Consider the following 16,021-nt stretch of genomic DNA (forward strand, 5'->3'; position numbering starts at 1 on the left):
TAAAAGCTGGAGAGTGCGGACGATCATCCGCACTCTTCATGCCTTTAACTAATCTTCTTATTTCTTGTCGTCAAACCACTGTTGTACGGATTCGCTGTTTTTCGCTTTGAACCAGTCGTTTACTTCCGGATTCACAACCGAACCGTAGAGCGAATCGAATTGTGCCAGGAAGTCGTCGTATTGGCTGATGTCGCCGCCTTTAACAACGTTCAGGAACATAACGTCCCAAGCTTTCTTGATGATTGGCGCGTTGTCGAGCATGTTTTGTGTTGGCATTGCTGTGTACTCGTTCATTTCAAAGCGTTTCTCTTTGATGTACTGGTCAACTACGCCTTCGCTGCCTTTGTTCGTGTACGTCAGGTAAGGAGGGAATCCGTTAGCATCGTTCTTATCTTGGTAAGCTTTCGCTTGATCGTAGAACGTTTTGTACGCTTCAGGGAGCTTGTCTCCTTGGCCATCTTTCATAGCTTGCTCAACTTGCTGGAAGCCTTCGTAGTTAAACGATGGGTTGTAAACGTGCAATGGGTACAACTGGAACACGCCGAAGCCCGATTTAGGATCTGTGTTATATTTGCCGAATTGCATCGTCTCTGGATTGTTGTTCAAGTCATGGAACAGGTTCTCCATCTTCACAAGCGCCTCAGGGTTCTTAACGCCCTTCTTCGCTACGTTAACGCCAAGCAGCATTGTAGCTGTAACGGAAGATTTGCCCGGTTGATCGTCAGCGGATGGAATGCCAACTGGCTCCCACTTCGCGTTTGGATTCTCCGGAAGGATTTGGTTAAGCGGCCACCAAGCATCCCACATACCGCCGAACACGACTGTCGATTGGCTGTTGATGATTTGCTCGTTGTACTTCGTATCGTCAAGCGTTGCGAAGTCCGGGTGGATGTAGCCCTTCTTGTAGTACTCTTGCAGCTTCAGAAGCGCTTTACGTGTATTCTCGCGGGACTCTTCGCCGAACATACCGTTCTCGAGCTCGCCTTTGCTGTTCTTAATCCAGATGTCTGGGTAAGAGTGGAACATGTTGAAGAATGCGTTGCCGATACCCCAGTTCGTGGAGTTCAAGTTTGCATCTGCAAGCGGAATCGGATATTTCTCGTTGCCTTTGTTGTCGTAATCATTCTTCTTGAACGCTTCAAGAATCTTATCGAGGTCAGCGACCGACTTCGGCTCGGACAAGCCTGCTTTCTTCAGATCATCCTCACGGATCCAAAGCATGTTGCCTTGGTCATGGTACGTCATACCGTTTGGAATACCGTAGATTTTACCGTTTCTTGTTACGCTCTCAAGAAGACCTTGGTAATCGCCTGTCAGGTATTTCTTCATATACTTAGTCGCATAGTCTTGCACTTCGCTCGTCATGTCCTCGAGCTGGCCCGTGGATACAAGCTTCTCGAACTGCTGAGGCGACACGTAGAAGAAGTCTGGCAGGTCACCGGATGCGATCATCAGGTTCATCTTCTCTTCAGCCTGCGAATTCGGTGCAGTCCAGTTAAATTTCAGCTTAACGCCAAGCTTGTCTTCCCAAGTTTGGGTGTAAATGCTCTTCTCGATCGTTTGTCCGCCAATCGCGTTCTTCTCAACCCCGTTGTCCGTGTGAACAGTCGTTACTTCGATTGCCGGAGAGTATTTGCCGAATGGATCCTTCGCAGGCTCCGCATTCGGATCAAGAAGCTTCGAAATATCCGTTGTTTCGTTGCTGTTGTTCGACGAACCGCCGTTGCTGCCTGTGTTGCCGCTGTTACCACTGTTATTGTTGCCGCAAGCTGCCAGCGATACAGATAGCGAAAGAATGAGAGTAAGCGATGCGAGTTTAATGCCGTATTGCTTTTTCATACTTAATCCCCCTGTTAACCTTATTGTAATCTTGCTTAGGATTACCTCGATTTACGTATTGCTTAGGACTGAACCGTCTGCTTCTTCGGAAGCTTGCGAAGCGGTTCGATAACGACATCGCCGGATGCAGTTGCCAGACAGATGAGGCGCTGGCCCGCTGCCAGCTCGCTTGGTGAAATCAAGCAATCCTCGATATCGTGCTGATCGACTTTGCCTTCTACGACGGTGCTGATGCAAGTCCGGCACGTGCCGTTGCGGCAGGAATACGGGATGCTAGCTTGCTGCCTGATCGCAGCGTCTAGAATGAATTCGCGCGGTGCAACTTCAAACGACTCGCCTGTTGCCTGAATCGTTATGCGATTATTGTTGCTCATTGTAATCGCTCTCAATCCTTTTCATTTTTTCAGCAATTCGTGATAGGAAGGGCTCGTAATCCCATACTTTGTTGATATCTTCAACGTACTGGTTATACCAACCGAGTGTTTTCTCCATCACTTCTTGCATCTTCTCGTAATCATTATTAAAGCGGTGCATGAGCCACTTATGACCATATTTCAGGTGAATGGCTTCATCCGCCCAGTCGTAATCAATATGATGCGCGGTTTGCAGATCGCCGAATTGTTCGAACTCCTGCTTCGCCTTCTCGCGGTTAGCCGGCCCGTCAATTTCGAATCGGTGCAGCAACGCCATCAGATCCAGTTCATTACCGCCGTTCGTCGCTTGGGAAGCATATGTTTCTTCGTAGACCGGAACGTCCACGCCGATCTTAAAGCCCCACTCGATCAGCCTCAGCTCGCCCATCTTTACATGCCTTGACTCGTCGTATGCCCAGCGGGACAGATCAAGGTAGAACTCCCACGGCATGTCATCCCATGTCCAAATCGCAAGACCCGGCGCTTCCGCTGCCCAAATCTCGGTCAGATGGTAGATGGCCTGCAGCACTTGAATCTCAATCGGAGATTCCGCTCTCTTCGGCGGGATGGAGCATGGCGCCGGAACAAATCTTGGATCGCGAGCAGCTTTCGCTGGCATCTTGTAGGGTTGCCTGTTCGCGATAATCCATGCATCAGCCGCTTCAGCAGCCATCGTCTCTTCGCCCGTGACACCGTTTCCATAAATGCCGCCAATTCCTTGCAAGTACGAGCGAATCGCGTTTCTCCATTCGCTCACGTCTTCCTTCGGCAGCAGCGTGTCGCGAATCTCGCTCACATGGTCGATCTGACACTGGATCTGCTCCGGGAACCGCCACATAAAGGCAATCGTCGGCGCATCGCTGATCGGATCTGCTTGCTGCAGATAGATCTGATACTGCTGCTTCAGCTCTTGTTTCATGACATCGTAAACGCCTGCGAGCAGCTCGTTATCGCCAAGGCAGCGAATAAGAAGCGACAGCAATCGGCTAAGCTGCGGATCGTGGTTGCCGTCCACATCACGGCGCGGATAACGCAATTCCATAATGCGCGTGCGCAGTGCGTCGGCTCTTAATGAATCCTGCCACATGTGATGCGGCAAATCTTTATTCAGCTCCCAGTTCGATACACTGATCAGGTAACCCCCGAGAGTTCGCATAATTTCTTTCTCAACTAAGTAGAAACGTTTCAACAAAGCTGATGCTTCTTCCACTGTTCGCGTATGTTGATGCTTCCCAGCGAAGAGCGCATGACTTGCTGACATCCGCCCACCCCCTTACCGAACTATATTTACACTATACATGAAGCGCTTTCAGGATTTATACGGATCATTTTTTATATCCTTGTGTCCATTTTTAAGATCGAACGCTGTCGAACCGATTCAAATTAGCAGGTAAGGAGATGGATGTAAACGCAGGAAAAATCCCTCCAAGGAAAACGCAAAAAAAGCCCAAGCACTTCAGTGCTCGGGCTCATGCATCTATTCCCATGGATATTTGGTGACCAAATAATCGGCAAATTTCTTACTTTCCTCCCTGCGGTGCTTGCGCATGAGTGAACGCAGTTCTGCCGTTTCGTACAGCTTGTTCTCTTCCTCGGTCTCCGGCACAATCTGCGGGACAGCCGTCGGCTTGTTGTTCTCATCGAGTGCGACGAAGGTTAGAAACGAGGTTGCTGCGATTACGCGCTCGCCGCTTCTCAGATCCTCGCGAATGACTTTCACGAACACTTCCATGGAGCTTGTTCCCGTCCAAGTAATGAAGGACTCCAGCGACACGGAATCGGTCGGACGGATCGGCTGAAGGAAGTCGACAGAGTCCGTTGAAGCAGTGACAGCCGCCGAGCGGCATAGCTTCGATACCGAGATGGATGCAATGTCGTCAATGTACGACATCAGCTTCCCGCCAAACAAGGTGTCGTGGTTGTTAACGTCTGTTGGAAATACGCGCGATACTTTGAAACAGCGTGTCTCACGGGTGTACTTCTGTTCCATGAATCATTCCGCCTTCTCCTGTATTCATCATTTCCTTCGCCTTATCATTGATCAGCTCCGATACGGTCACGAACCGGAACCCCCGCTGTGCAAGCTCCGGCAGAATCACTTGCAATGCTTTAACTGTATGTATATTGCCCGTTACATAGTCATGCAGCAGCACAATATCCCCGCTCCTCGCATTCTTCAGCACTTTCCGAACGATAAAGCCGACGCCCGGACTGCGCCAATCCTCTGTATCTTGATGCCAGGACCAGAGCACCGTCGTATAACCAAGCTTCTTCGCAATTGCAACCGTCTGCTCGTTATAGTAGCCGCCCGGCGGTCGAAACAGCATCGGCTTGCGCCCAGTTAGCTCAATCAAGGAGTCCTCTGTACTCACAATTTCCTTCTGCACCGTTGCCGGATTAATACCGTTCGTGAAGAATACATGATGGAATGTGTGATTCGCGACCTCGTGCCCTTCAGCTATCTCTCGCTTGATGATGTTCGGGAACTTCTGCACCCGGTGACCAAGCACGAAGAAGGTCGCCTTCGCATTGTATTGCTTCAGAAGATCCAGAATTTCTTCCGTCGCTTCCGGGGATGGTCCATCATCGAAGGTGAGCGCAATGTCCTTCCGCGCCATGGGCAGCTCCCATATGATATCGCCTCTTTGCTCATAGAATGAGCGACCTTTCGCCGGCTTATCAAAGCCGCATAACAGCATGATACACAGCAATGCTGCGAATATACGCCAACTTGCAACCACTCTTGTTCCTCCTGTTTTTCCACTTGAGCACCATTTACTATGTGCCTTGGAGGGCGATTTTATCCTTATCAACAGAAAACGAGCACCTGACCGTTTCCAGTCAGATGCTCGCTCTTTATTAGAGATATAGGATGCCATTACGCTGCAGGGCTGTTGTGTGCCCGTTGCGCCGAGGAATCGAAATGGTTCATATCAACACCGCTCCAGATGTTCCCGACATTCACCTGCTCCGGATGGTCGAACACGAGGAACGCCGTCGGCAAGTAACGCGGTCCGTATTGGCTCGAAGGCTTATTGACGACCTGATCGTCCTTAACAAGGACGGTCGAGGAGCCGCCATCCAGGTTAGCTGCCGTTACAGCGCCTTTCTCCAGCAAAATGTTCTGCACGTCATACAGCGTCGCACCAACCGAGTAGCCCGGCTGGCGACCATCGATAACGCAGAATACGATCGTGCCGTCCTTCAGCTGCGCCATCGAGGTACGAGGGGCGATTCCCCAGCCGTCGGCTTCACTCTTAATAAGCCCTTTGCCGTTGACGATAAACTTCGGCTGGAACGTTACCGCTTCGGAGACGCCCATCTTCAGCAGCTCGTTCGGCGTATAACGGCCTGCGATCATCAGGCCGTTCTTATCGATGCCGACCACATTCACCTTGGCATTCATGCCGTTGCCTTTATACAGAACCTTGCCGCCGGACATGACGATACCGGCCGGCTTGAAGCCGTTGCCTTCCCAGTTCGGATCATCGAAAGCGCCGCCGTTCACGCCGGCAATAGCGCCTGTGCGCTTCACCATGCTGAGCACGCGCTCCCCTTCGCCGACGATGTTCGTTGTGACGACGCGGATCATTTTGGGATCATGCACATACATGAGGTAGCCCTTGAACGTTTTATGCGAGATTGGCTCAATCTCCACGCTATTCTCAGGATGCGACGCCAGATTAATATTATGGTTATCCTTCACGTCAGCCATCTGGTCGAACTTCTTGTTATACTCGGCAACCCGCTTGTCCAGCTCATCTTGGCCGATTAGATACTTCGCCAAGTAGCGATGCTGGCTCGTAATAAGTGTATCTGCCATGATATAGCGCAAATTCGAGCCTGAGGGAGTCAGGTAGAACCATCCCCCACCTATTAGAATAAGAGCGATTAGCAGCAGGAATAGCTGCATGATTCTGCGTTTCCATCGCTTCGGCTTTGTAACCTTCAGCTTAGGCGCTTGCGATCTATTTAAATTTGTCTGTCGCGATAATTGTGTCTGTTGCTCCACGTATTCATCTCCTCACTATCATCCATTTAGTAGCCGTACGAGTCGCTCCAATTACTATAGAGCCACAACCTTAAAGAAAGCTTAAAAGCGCTCAATTCTGCCAAGGCAAATGCTGGTCGCTTGCCGCAGTCGCCGCGGTTAATTTCATCATGATTGCGGTAAGCTAAGCAGGACAATAGGCAAAGGAGGTCACTTCATTGCAACAAACGCAATCGCAAACCCAGCAGCAAACAGCTATTATGCAGACGCCGCCAAATGTGATGACTGTCAAGGATACGCTCTATGTGAAGGATCAATTATCGTGGCTTATTCTCGCCATGAAGAAATGCAGCCATTTCGCGAATGAATGCTCCGATCCCGAGATTAAGCAAGCCATCAACAAAGCCGGCCAAATGCATGAGCGCCATTACAAGCTGCTCTTGAAGCATCTGCAGAACAACAATGACGCTCAGATGCAGCAAGTGCCGCAGCAGCATTAGAGAGGAGGACAACCGACGACATGAGTCCGAACAATCAGAATACGATTGCTAACCCGAAGCCTTCCTACGAGCCGCAGGTAAAAGGGCCCGAACTAACCGACCGCGACCGGATTAATGATGTACTGGCGACGGAGAAGTACTTGGCCGACAGCTTCGGCATCGCCGCCCGGGAAGCGAGCCATCTGTCCCTGCATCAAGACATTATGACGGTGCTGAACGAGACGCATCAATGCCAGCACGAGATATTCGAAGTGATGTTCCGCAAAGGGCATTATAAGCTCGAAGCCGAGGAGCAGCAAAAGCTCGATCAGGCGTATCAGCAGTTCAACGGCTATTCTTCGCAGTTCCCGTATGGCGGGACGCTGCAGTAACTTTAGCCGGGGGATGGATAGAGGAGCCGCGACATGCAGTCGCGGCTCTTTGCATTTGGGTAATCTTTGCAAATCAGGGAACGCTAACTTCACGATTGATCCTGGATGGAAAGGTGAAGGTGAGACCCTGCTATGAACATCAGCACGAGCATGAAGGACAACGAGACGCTGCTTCGACAATCATTCCAGAACTGCTCGGATATTCAATTTCGCACACTCACCATAAAGGGCGGCATCCCGCTCCTGCTTGTCTATGTAGACGGTATGGTCGACACTGACGTGATGACTACCAACGTCCTGAAACCGTTGTTATACGATGGTTTGCCCGAAGGTCTCGGTACGATTGACAGCATCGGACAGATGTGCGAGCTTGGGTTGTTCGCAGTCATGCAGTATCAGCGACTAACCGTCAGCGACGAGATCATTGACGCTATCCTGAAAGGAAATGCCGCCATGCTGGCCGATGGCGATGCGTCCGCCCTTCTCTTGAATTGCATTAAATTCGCTACGAGAAGCGTGGAAGAATCGACGAATGAAGCGGCACTGCGCGGATCGAGGGAGAGCTTCACGGAGCTCCTTCGCACGAATACGACGATGCTGCGCAGAATCATTACGACACCTGATCTGAAGATGGAGACCGTCCAAGTCGGCCGATTAACGAAAACCGATGTGGTCATTGCCTATATCGAAGGCATTGCATCCGATAACGTCGTGAAAGAAGTACGGTCCCGAATCAATCAGATCAAGCTGGATGCCATTCTGGAATCGAGCTATATTGAAGAATCCATCGAGGACACCCACTATTCTCCCTTTCCGCAAATGATCATTTCGGAGCGCCCTGACGTCGTATCCTCAAGCCTTATAGAAGGAAAAGTAGCCGTCTTGACGAACGGGACGCCTAACGTCATCGTAGTTCCAATGACGTTCTGGGATGGTCTTCAGGCTCCCGACGACTTCTACGAGCGGTTCCTGTTTGCTTCAATGAATCGCTGGATCAGGTACATATTCGCCGTATTCTCTATCTTGTTTCCTTCTATTTATGTCGCCTTGACCAATTACCATCCGGAGATGGTTCCGCCCAAGCTGATGCTCAGCATTACGGGACTCCGGGAAGCTTCGCCATTCCCGACCATTATTGAAATCTTCCTCATGGAATTCATGTTCGAGGGGCTGCGCGAAGCCGGAATTCGGCTGCCTCAGCAGATCGGGCCGCTGGTCAGTATTGTCGGAGCGTTGGTCATCGGTGAGGCCGCCGTTCGTGCCGGCATTATTAGCGCGCCGATCGTTATCGTCGTCTCCACAGCCGGAATCTCCTCATTCGTCATTCCTAGGTACCGCTTCAGCTTTCCGCTTCGGATGCTCCGGTTCCCGCTGCTGATCTTGTCCGCTCTATTCGGCTTGTTCGGCGTTGCCCTCGGCATCATCGCAATGCTCATTCATCTGATTCAGCTGAAGCCGTTCGGAACGCCTTACCTCACTCCGGTGACGCCGCTCGTTACGAGCAAGCTCAAGGATATCTTGCTGCGCTGGCCAAGGAAGCTCGCCTCTTCGAATACACCCAAAGGCGGTGCTGATCAGACATGAGCAGAGCCATGAAGCTAGGACTGATGCTCGTCTTGTTGCTGTCTATTACGACAGGTTGCTGGAATCTACGTGAACCCGACGAGCTTTCTTTTATCACCGCGGCCGGACTTGATTACAACGAAGAGGGAAAGCTGGAAGTCACCTCTCAAATCGCGGTGCCGGCCGCAATCAGCGGCTCTCCGGAGGGCGGCGGCGGCCACAAAAAAAGCTTCGTTGTCGTGAGCGGCACGGGTAAGAATGTGATGGACGCCGGACAAAGTCTGCAAACACAGCTCCCTCGCACGCTATTCTATGCACATCGCCAGACGATTCTACTTGGCGAGAAGCTCGTGAGGAACGGCGTCGGCAGCCTGACGGATATGTTTATCCGTAACCCGAAGTCGGAGATGCGCTCCAGCATTCTTGTCGTGAAAGGCGGGATGGCGAAGGACTTACTGAACATTGAACCTCTATTCGATCCCTATATCAGCACCATGCTCGTTCGCGAGCAAAGCGCAGTTGGATTGAAGCCGTATTATTACAGAGAGTTTCTCTCCGATGCGCTCAGCCAAACGATGCAGCCGCTGCTTCCTGCAGTGGAAGTCACGCCGAACAATCGCTATCGCTATGTCGGCTCGGCCATTCTGAACAAGGATGATAATTTGAAGCTGGTGGGCTATTTGAATGCCAAAGAATCGTCTTATGCGAATTGGATCATTGGCCGGCAAACCGCTGTCACCATCACCGCTCACGTTAGGCCAGGCAAAGAAGAGGTCAGTCTCAGCGCAAAAGCGTTAACCAAGAAGCTGCACTTCGAGATGCAGGACCCACCTCGAATCACGGTCATGCTGACAGGCATCGGTATTATGACCGAGAATAACTCGTCGATGAATCCTTCGAAAAGCAGCGAATTAAAGGTGATTGAACAGGCCCTTAGCCAAGCGACGCAGAAGGAAGTCCAAGCGATGGTGAACAAGGTGCAGAAGCAGTATAAAGCGGATATTTTCGGTTTCGGGGAGTTTATTCATCGCGACCACCCTAATCGTTGGAAGTCGCTTAAGCCGAAGTGGAGCATGATGTTCCCATCGGTTCGCGTTGTGGTCAAAGTCGAGCTGAAATGCAAAGATCCAGGCCAAACGAATTCATCCATCGACAGCATGCTCTAGAGGAATACCTGAGGTGTTCAGAGGAAGGAGTGGAATCGGCTAGTGAAGCTGACCCGTATACAATTGTTCTGGATCGTAGCTACCATCGAGGTCGTGATGGCCGTGTGGCTGCGTATCTCTCCAGCCATCACCGAGGCGAAACAAGATGCATGGCTGTCTGTATTCATAGGCGGACTGATGGGCTTAGCCATCACGTTCTTTGTTGTTCACCTGAGCATGCTGCATCCGAATGAAAGCTTAGCCGAGTTCAGCCAGAAGCTGCTCGGCAAGTGGCTTGGCAAACTGGTCATTTGGCCGTATTTGACCTCATGGTTTATCCTTGCAGGCGATGTCATGCGATCTTTTGCCGACTTCGTCCACCTCATTCTGCTAGACAGCACGCCTGTCTGGATCATTATGCTATTGATGTTAGCATTAATGATTTATATGACCCTAGTCGGAGGCATTAGCGGGATCGCCAGGTTCTGCGAAGTTGCAGGTCCGGTTACGGTTGCGGCGATCATCGTCAGCTTCCTGCTGAATCTTGGAAATATAGAATGGATTCATATAAAGCCCTTTTATACCGATACCGGCTGGCAGACTATTATGAAGGCGTCCTACCCCTCTGCCTCCTTCTTCGGGGAATCGTTCATGCTGCTCGTTATCATCTCCTACTTGGAAAAGCCGCGAAAAGCAATGTCCGCATCCTTGCTAAGCGTGGCCGTCACAACCCTTTTCGTAATCGCGGCCACAGTCATGTGCCTGCTTGTGTTCGGTCCCAATGTCGCGGCAAAGCTACGGTTCCCCTACTTCATGCTGGTTCGGACCATTGATATTTTCAACTTCATTCAGAACCTGGATATCTTCGTCATCTTTATCTGGATATTTGGCTTATTCGCCAAGCTGTCCTTCTATCTGTTCCTCACCACCTCTGAGATGGCGCGCAGCGCGCATATTAAAGATTGGCGAAAGCTGATTTGGTTCAGCGCGCCAATGATCTTCGTCATCGCGGCGATCATTCCGAACGAGGACAGCATTGAGATGCTGCAAAAGCTGTGGCGATTAATCGTCATCCCGGTCTGCGCCATCGGCATCCCGCTGATCCTATGGATCGCCACGCTTGTGAAGAAGGGGGGAGCTACGCATGCGTGAGGTGGGCATGCGGGGGACGCATGACTCTCTGCATTCCGAGAGTCGAATTTCTGTACTCTCAGCTCGTTTGCGCTGTGTTTTCGTGCTTGAGAGTCGATTTTTTCGACTCTCAGCACTCAAACTTCGCCGATTGCCGTCTCCTCGTGCGCCGAGAGAGGCTTTTTCCTCTCTCGGCATGTTATTCCCCCGATTTCGCAGGTTGAGAGCGGGTTTTCCCTCTCTCGGCATACCATCCACGCGTCGGGCAGGTTCGCTATACTCCGAGAGAACATATATGTTCTCTCGGGCAATTCTCAATGTTACTTTTGGTGCTGAGAGCACATATTGGTTCTCTCAGCTCCATTTTCGCGCGAGCAGCGTAGCCAGCAGTCGAAACGCGCAACCATAAAAAAACGCCCACTGCTCAACCAAGCAGCGGGCGATCTTTATTTGTCCCTATACCATCACTTTGCAGATATCGTTCGTAAATGCTACCGGATCCTGAATCGGCAGCCCTTCGATCAGCAGCGCTTGGTTGTACAACAGCTGCGTGTACAAGTTCAGCTTCTCCGCATCCTTCTCCGCCGCGTCTTTCAACGATGCGTACACCGGATGGTTCACGTTGATCTCGAGCACTTTGTCGGCTTTGACGCCATCATTGTTCGGCATTGCCGCGAGAATCTTCTCCATCTCAATCGACAATTCGCCTTCGCTCGTGAGGCAGACCGGATGGCTCTTCAGCCGCTTGGATGCTTTCACCTTCGTCACTTTGCCGCTGAGCAGCGTCTGCATTTGCTCAAACAACGCTTTGCTGCCGCTCTCTTCCGCATCCTTCGACGCATCGTCCTCTTCCGATTCAATGCCAAGGTCGCCGCTCGATACGTTCTTGAACTGCTTCTCCTTGTAGCTCATGATCGTCTTGATCGCGAACTCGTCGATATCGTCGGTGAAGTACAGAATTTCGTAGCCTTTATCCAGCACAAGCTCCGTCTGCGGCAATTTCTCAATCCGCTCGACCGAAGTGCCTGTCGCGTAATAGATGAATTTCTGGTCTTCCGGCATACGGGAGACGTACTCATCCAGCGTCACTTGCTTGTTCTCCTTCGAGGAGTGGAACAGCAGCAGATCCTGCAGCGTGTCCTTGTTCATGCCGTAGTCGCTGTATACGCCGAACTTCAGCTGTCTGCCGAACGCTTTGTAGAACGTCTCATACTTATCGCGCTCGTCCTTCAGCAAGCTCTGCAGCTGGCCTTTAATCTTGTTCTTGATATTCTTCGCAATGAGCGTCAGCTGGCGGTCATGCTGTAGCATTTCGCGGGAAATATTCAAGGACAGATCCTCGGAATCGACCATACCCTTCACGAAGCTGAAGTAGTCCGGCAGCAAGTCCGCGCACTTGTTCATGATCAGGACACCGTTCGAGTACAGCTCCAGCCCCTTCTCATATTCCTTCGTGTAGTAGTCGAATGGCGTGCTCTCCGGAATGTACAGGATCGCCTGGTATACAACCGCGCCGTCCGCGCTAATATGAAGATGCTTCAGCGGCTTATCGAAGCCGTAGCGCTTCTCATGGTAGAACTGCTCGTAGTCCTCAGCCTTCAGCTCGCTTTTATTTTTGCGCCAGATCGGCACCATGCTGTTGATCGTTTGCTCTTCCACATACGATTCCAGCTCAGGCGCTTCGCCTTCTGCCGCTTCGCTGCCGGCCTTCGGACGCTGGCCTTTCACGTCCATTTTAATCGGATAACGGATGAAGTCGGAATACTTCTTAATGACCGAACGAAGTCGGTATTCCTCCAGGAATTCGTCGTACTGATCCTCTTCCGTATTCGCCTTGATATGCAGCACGATTTCGGTACCAACAGTCGCTTTCTCGCTCGGTACAATCGAGTAACCATCCGCGCCTTCGGATTCCCACTTGAACGCTTCATCGCTGCCAAGCGCACGGCTCGTCACTGTCACTTTGTCCGCAACCATGAACGCTGCGTAGAAGCCGACGCCGAACTGGCCGATAATGTTGTGGCCGTCCTTGCTCTCGTTCTCTTTCTTGAAAGCAAGGGAGCCGCTCTTCGCGATTACGCCGAGGTTGTTCTCGAGCTCTTCTTGCGTCATGCCGATACCTGTATCGGTGATCGTCAGAAGGCGGTTCTCTTGGTCCGCGGACACTTTAACATAGTAATCCTCTTGGTTAAAGACGAGTGTATCGTCGGTTAATGCTTTGTAGTAGATTTTATCAATCGCATCGCTGGCATTGGAGATAAGCTCCCGCAGAAAAATTTCACGCTGCGTATAAATGGAGTTGATCATCATTTCGAGCAGACGCTTGGATTCCGCTTTAAATTCTTGCTTGATCATTGGCTATATTACCCTCCCAATTCATGGCACAATATGGCTTAGCACTCTAACGTGAAGAGTGCTAATTCTACCTAATTTATAGCATAAACAGGAGGTGCGGCACAAGCCCGTACAGCAAAAAGAAACGGCATCCGCATCAGCATGCGGACAGCCGTTCCTGCAACTTATTAATATTTAAACGCATCCGGAACACCGAGGAGTTTGAATGAATAGCGAGAGTGACATCGATACAACGATAAGCAAAGAAATGACGAGTGTGGAGATCATCAGCTTCGTGGTGATTTTTCGTGGTGTAAGGCGCTGAAATACTGGAGGACGGTTCATAAACTGTGATTACTCCTTTGCTTCTAGTTTGGATTTTCTGTTTGGTTTCTGTTAGAAGCTGTGTTTTATACTTTTTTTAGAATTGGTTTAGCGGCTGTTTAGAGGTGCCCTGTACAATAGGGGAAGAAGGAGTGATGCCCAATGTCGATCCGCAAAAAGCTCGTATTCTCCTATATCGCCATGATTGCAATTCCGGCGTTGTTGCTGGTGCTTACTGTGCTGCTGGCAGCGAGCGCGTTCATGCGCGATTCCGGCACTGAGCCGGCTGGCGGCAAGAGCAGCGTGCCATTCGCAGCGATTCGCAATCTATTCGAAGGTCGTAGTGAAGTGACTTCCGGGCTGCGATTCATTGCTCAGCATGATCCGAAGCTGCTCGAGGATGCCACTTTCCTCCAGGAGACGGCGGCAGAGCTGGCGAAGGTTGATGCCGGTCTTCTCGTCTTGAAGGGCGATGGTGTCGCGTATGCTTCAGATGGATTGGATAGTGCAAAAGTGAAACAGCAGTTAGCAGAGGATAAAAGCAACAGCGAGCACAGCCGAGGTGCTGAGTGGGGTCCTCCCTGGCAGCGCGGCAGCGGCTCGCGTCAGCTAAGCCTGAACCAGATCGCTTTCACGGCGACGGATGGCGAGCCGAGTACGGTCGTCATTGCATCGGAAATAGAGCCGGTCGCGCGTTTCTTCCGCCGCTTCGTCCCGACTGTGCTGCTAACGCTCATCGGCACGCTCATCCTGACGAATGGCCTCCTCACGTACTTCGTATCTCGCAGCATCATTAAGCCGCTCTATGCGCTGAAGGATGCAGCAAGTCACATCCGCGAGGGCAACTTGGGGCACAGGCTGCTGCAGGAAGAACTTAAGCGGCAAGATGAGATCGGCCAGCTCAGCCGTTCGTTCGAGGAAATGCGGGTAAGGCTGCAAGCTTCCATCGGTGCGCAGCTGCAGCTGGAGCAGAGCCGCAAGGAGCTGCTCGCGAACATTTCGCACGACTTGAAGACGCCTATTACCGGCATTCAGGGCTGTGTCGAATGCTTGCAAGGCGGCGTCGCAGATACTGTAGAGAAACGCGGCAAGTACTTGGATATGATCGCAAGCAAGACGAGCGACATGAACCGGATGATCGAAGAGCTGCTGCTCTATTCGACCCTCGATATCGGCAAGCTGCCGTTCAATTGGGAGCGGCTTGATGCCGCGGCATATATGCAGATGACGGTCGACGAGCTGCGCCTGGATCCCCGAATGGCAGGTATCTCGCTGATGTTCGAGAACAGCAGCGAGCCAGGAAGACCCGCATGGATTCGGGCGGACCGCGAGAAGCTGAACCGGGCGCTGCTCAATATCGTCGGCAACAGCCTCGCGCATATGGAACAAGAGCCTCGCGAGCTTCGATTCGCGTTGCTTGCGGACAATGTTACAACGGCGGCGGCGGTCACAATCCGCATCACTGATAATGGCACAGGCATACCAGCCGAAGCTCTGCCGCATGTGTTCGACCAGTTCTACCGCGCGGAGCAATCGCGTCGCACCGATGCCGGAAGCAGCGGACTCGGTCTGACGATCGTGAAGCAAATTATTGAGGAGCATGACGGTACGGTGGAGGCGCACAGCGCAGTCGGCCAAGGAACAAGCATTACGATTAAGCTGCCCCTCGTTCGCGTAGACGCGGATAATGGAACGCCGAAAGGAGACCAGCTGTGAAGAAGCGGATCTTAATTATTGAGGATGATCCCGTCATTGCCGAGGTGCAAAAGGATTATCTGGAAGCGAGCGGCTTTGCAGCCGATATAGCGAGCCGCGGAGACCAGGGGCTGGAGCTTGCGCTGCAGGGCGAGTACGATCTGCTGCTGCTCGACCTCATGCTGCCGGGCATGGACGGCTACGAGATATGCAAGAGAGTGCGCGAAGCGAGCAATCTGCCGATTCTGATTGTCTCCGCGAAGAAAGAGGAAGTGGACAAGATTCGCGGCTTCGGGCTCGGCGCCGACGATTATATCCTCAAGCCGTTCGGACTCGGCGAGCTTGTCGCACGAGTGAAAGCGCATCTGGCGCGGTATGACCGGCTCGTCGGTAGCGGCGAATGGCGGCGGGATGAGCTAACGCTGCATGGCATCCGCATTGAACGGCAGTCGCACCGCGTCTACGTGAACGAGACGGAGGTTGCTTTTACAGCAAAAGAATACGACCTGCTGCTCTTCCTCGTCAGTAATCCGAACCGTGTCTTCCGCAAGGAGGAGTTGTTCGAGCGGATCTGGGGACTGGATGCGCTTGGCGATCATGCGACCGTCACCGTCCATATTAGCAAGCTCCGGGAGAAGATTGAACGCGATCCATCCGCTCCGCAATACATCGAGACGATCTGGGGCGTTGGCTACCGCTTTAATCTGTAGGGGGT

General features: G+C 51.9%; 14 protein-coding genes. 7 read left to right on the forward strand and 7 right to left on the reverse strand.

Annotated features, from left to right (window positions below):
- Positions 1–57 precede the first annotated feature (57 nt).
- From AC0YNX_RS15820 to AC0YNX_RS15845, 6 genes are all read right to left on the reverse strand, one after another.
- Positions 58–1,839, reverse strand: coding sequence for a type 2 periplasmic-binding domain-containing protein (locus AC0YNX_RS15820; protein ID WP_475816634.1), 1,782 nt, complete (start codon positions 1,837–1,839; stop codon positions 58–60).
- 62 nt (positions 1,840–1,901) lie between these two features.
- On the reverse strand, positions 1,902–2,213 hold the full coding sequence (locus tag AC0YNX_RS15825; RefSeq protein WP_475816635.1) for a 2Fe-2S iron-sulfur cluster-binding protein: 312 nt from the start codon (positions 2,211–2,213) through the stop codon (positions 1,902–1,904).
- Entirely contained in the window at positions 2,200–3,513 is a 1,314-nt protein-coding gene (locus tag AC0YNX_RS15830) for a DUF455 family protein (RefSeq protein ID WP_475816636.1), read from the reverse strand. The genes AC0YNX_RS15825 and AC0YNX_RS15830 overlap by 14 nt, the downstream gene beginning before the upstream one ends.
- 216 nt (positions 3,514–3,729) lie before the next feature.
- Positions 3,730–4,242 (reverse strand): acyl-CoA thioesterase, encoded by a 513-nt coding sequence (locus AC0YNX_RS15835; RefSeq protein WP_475816637.1) that lies wholly within the window; start codon positions 4,240–4,242, stop codon positions 3,730–3,732.
- Positions 4,220–4,993 carry a polysaccharide deacetylase family protein gene (locus AC0YNX_RS15840; RefSeq protein ID WP_475816638.1) on the reverse strand — a complete coding sequence of 258 codons (774 nt, stop codon included), beginning with the start codon at positions 4,991–4,993 and terminating at the stop codon, positions 4,220–4,222. Before AC0YNX_RS15840 ends, AC0YNX_RS15835 begins: the two co-directional genes overlap by 23 nt.
- 137 nt (positions 4,994–5,130) lie before the next feature.
- Positions 5,131–6,264 carry a phosphodiester glycosidase family protein gene (locus tag AC0YNX_RS15845; RefSeq protein WP_475816639.1) on the reverse strand — a complete coding sequence of 378 codons (1,134 nt, stop codon included), beginning with the start codon at positions 6,262–6,264 and terminating at the stop codon, positions 5,131–5,133.
- A gap of 197 nt (positions 6,265–6,461) precedes the next feature.
- Here AC0YNX_RS15845 and AC0YNX_RS15850 point away from each other — a divergent pair, with 197 nt between their 5' ends.
- From AC0YNX_RS15850 to AC0YNX_RS15870, 5 genes are all read left to right on the forward strand, one after another.
- Positions 6,462–6,743, forward strand: coding sequence for a hypothetical protein (locus AC0YNX_RS15850; protein ID WP_475816640.1), 282 nt, complete (start codon positions 6,462–6,464; stop codon positions 6,741–6,743).
- Positions 6,744–6,763: 20 nt separating this feature from the next.
- On the forward strand, positions 6,764–7,114 hold the full coding sequence (locus tag AC0YNX_RS15855) for a spore coat protein (RefSeq protein WP_475816641.1): 351 nt from the start codon (positions 6,764–6,766) through the stop codon (positions 7,112–7,114).
- Between the two features lie 132 nt (positions 7,115–7,246).
- Positions 7,247–8,698: a spore germination protein gene (locus AC0YNX_RS15860; protein WP_475816642.1), complete on the forward strand. Its 1,452-nt coding sequence runs from the start codon at positions 7,247–7,249 to the stop codon at positions 8,696–8,698.
- Positions 8,695–9,843: a Ger(x)C family spore germination protein gene (locus tag AC0YNX_RS15865; RefSeq protein ID WP_475816643.1), complete on the forward strand. Its 1,149-nt coding sequence runs from the start codon at positions 8,695–8,697 to the stop codon at positions 9,841–9,843. The genes AC0YNX_RS15860 and AC0YNX_RS15865 overlap by 4 nt, the downstream gene beginning before the upstream one ends.
- A gap of 42 nt (positions 9,844–9,885) precedes the next feature.
- A complete protein-coding gene (locus AC0YNX_RS15870) occupies positions 9,886–10,974 on the forward strand; it encodes a GerAB/ArcD/ProY family transporter (RefSeq protein WP_475816644.1) in 1,089 nt (362 codons plus the stop codon).
- Positions 10,975–11,409: 435 nt separating this feature from the next.
- Here the strand turns inward: AC0YNX_RS15870 and htpG are convergent, their stop codons facing one another.
- On the reverse strand, positions 11,410–13,308 hold the full coding sequence (gene htpG / locus AC0YNX_RS15875) for a molecular chaperone HtpG (protein WP_475816645.1): 1,899 nt from the start codon (positions 13,306–13,308) through the stop codon (positions 11,410–11,412).
- Positions 13,309–13,773: 465 nt separating this feature from the next.
- Here htpG and AC0YNX_RS15880 point away from each other — a divergent pair, with 465 nt between their 5' ends.
- Both AC0YNX_RS15880 and AC0YNX_RS15885 read left to right on the forward strand, forming a co-directional pair.
- Positions 13,774–15,327, forward strand: a complete 1,554-nt coding sequence (locus tag AC0YNX_RS15880) for a sensor histidine kinase (protein WP_475816646.1) — start codon at positions 13,774–13,776, stop codon at positions 15,325–15,327.
- Positions 15,324–16,016 carry a response regulator transcription factor gene (locus AC0YNX_RS15885; RefSeq protein WP_475816647.1) on the forward strand — a complete coding sequence of 231 codons (693 nt, stop codon included), beginning with the start codon at positions 15,324–15,326 and terminating at the stop codon, positions 16,014–16,016. Before AC0YNX_RS15880 ends, AC0YNX_RS15885 begins: the two co-directional genes overlap by 4 nt.
- Positions 16,017–16,021: the final 5 nt, after the last annotated feature.

The organism is Paenibacillus sp. J31R98, from assembly GCF_056269245.1.

Coding starts and splice junctions, on each gene's coding strand:
- AC0YNX_RS15830 (WP_475816636.1), bottom strand. CDS start 3,513: ATGTCAGCAAGTCATGCGCTCTTCGCTGGGAAGCATCAACATACGCGA.
- AC0YNX_RS15865 (WP_475816643.1), top strand. CDS start 8,695: ATGAGCAGAGCCATGAAGCTAGGACTGATGCTCGTCTTGTTGCTGTCT.
- AC0YNX_RS15880 (WP_475816646.1), top strand. CDS start 13,774: ATGTCGATCCGCAAAAAGCTCGTATTCTCCTATATCGCCATGATTGCA.
- AC0YNX_RS15820 (WP_475816634.1), bottom strand. CDS start 1,839: ATGAAAAAGCAATACGGCATTAAACTCGCATCGCTTACTCTCATTCTT.
- AC0YNX_RS15825 (WP_475816635.1), bottom strand. CDS start 2,213: ATGAGCAACAATAATCGCATAACGATTCAGGCAACAGGCGAGTCGTTT.
- AC0YNX_RS15835 (WP_475816637.1), bottom strand. CDS start 4,242: ATGGAACAGAAGTACACCCGTGAGACACGCTGTTTCAAAGTATCGCGC.
- AC0YNX_RS15860 (WP_475816642.1), top strand. CDS start 7,247: ATGAACATCAGCACGAGCATGAAGGACAACGAGACGCTGCTTCGACAA.
- htpG (WP_475816645.1), bottom strand. CDS start 13,308: ATGATCAAGCAAGAATTTAAAGCGGAATCCAAGCGTCTGCTCGAAATG.
- AC0YNX_RS15855 (WP_475816641.1), top strand. CDS start 6,764: ATGAGTCCGAACAATCAGAATACGATTGCTAACCCGAAGCCTTCCTAC.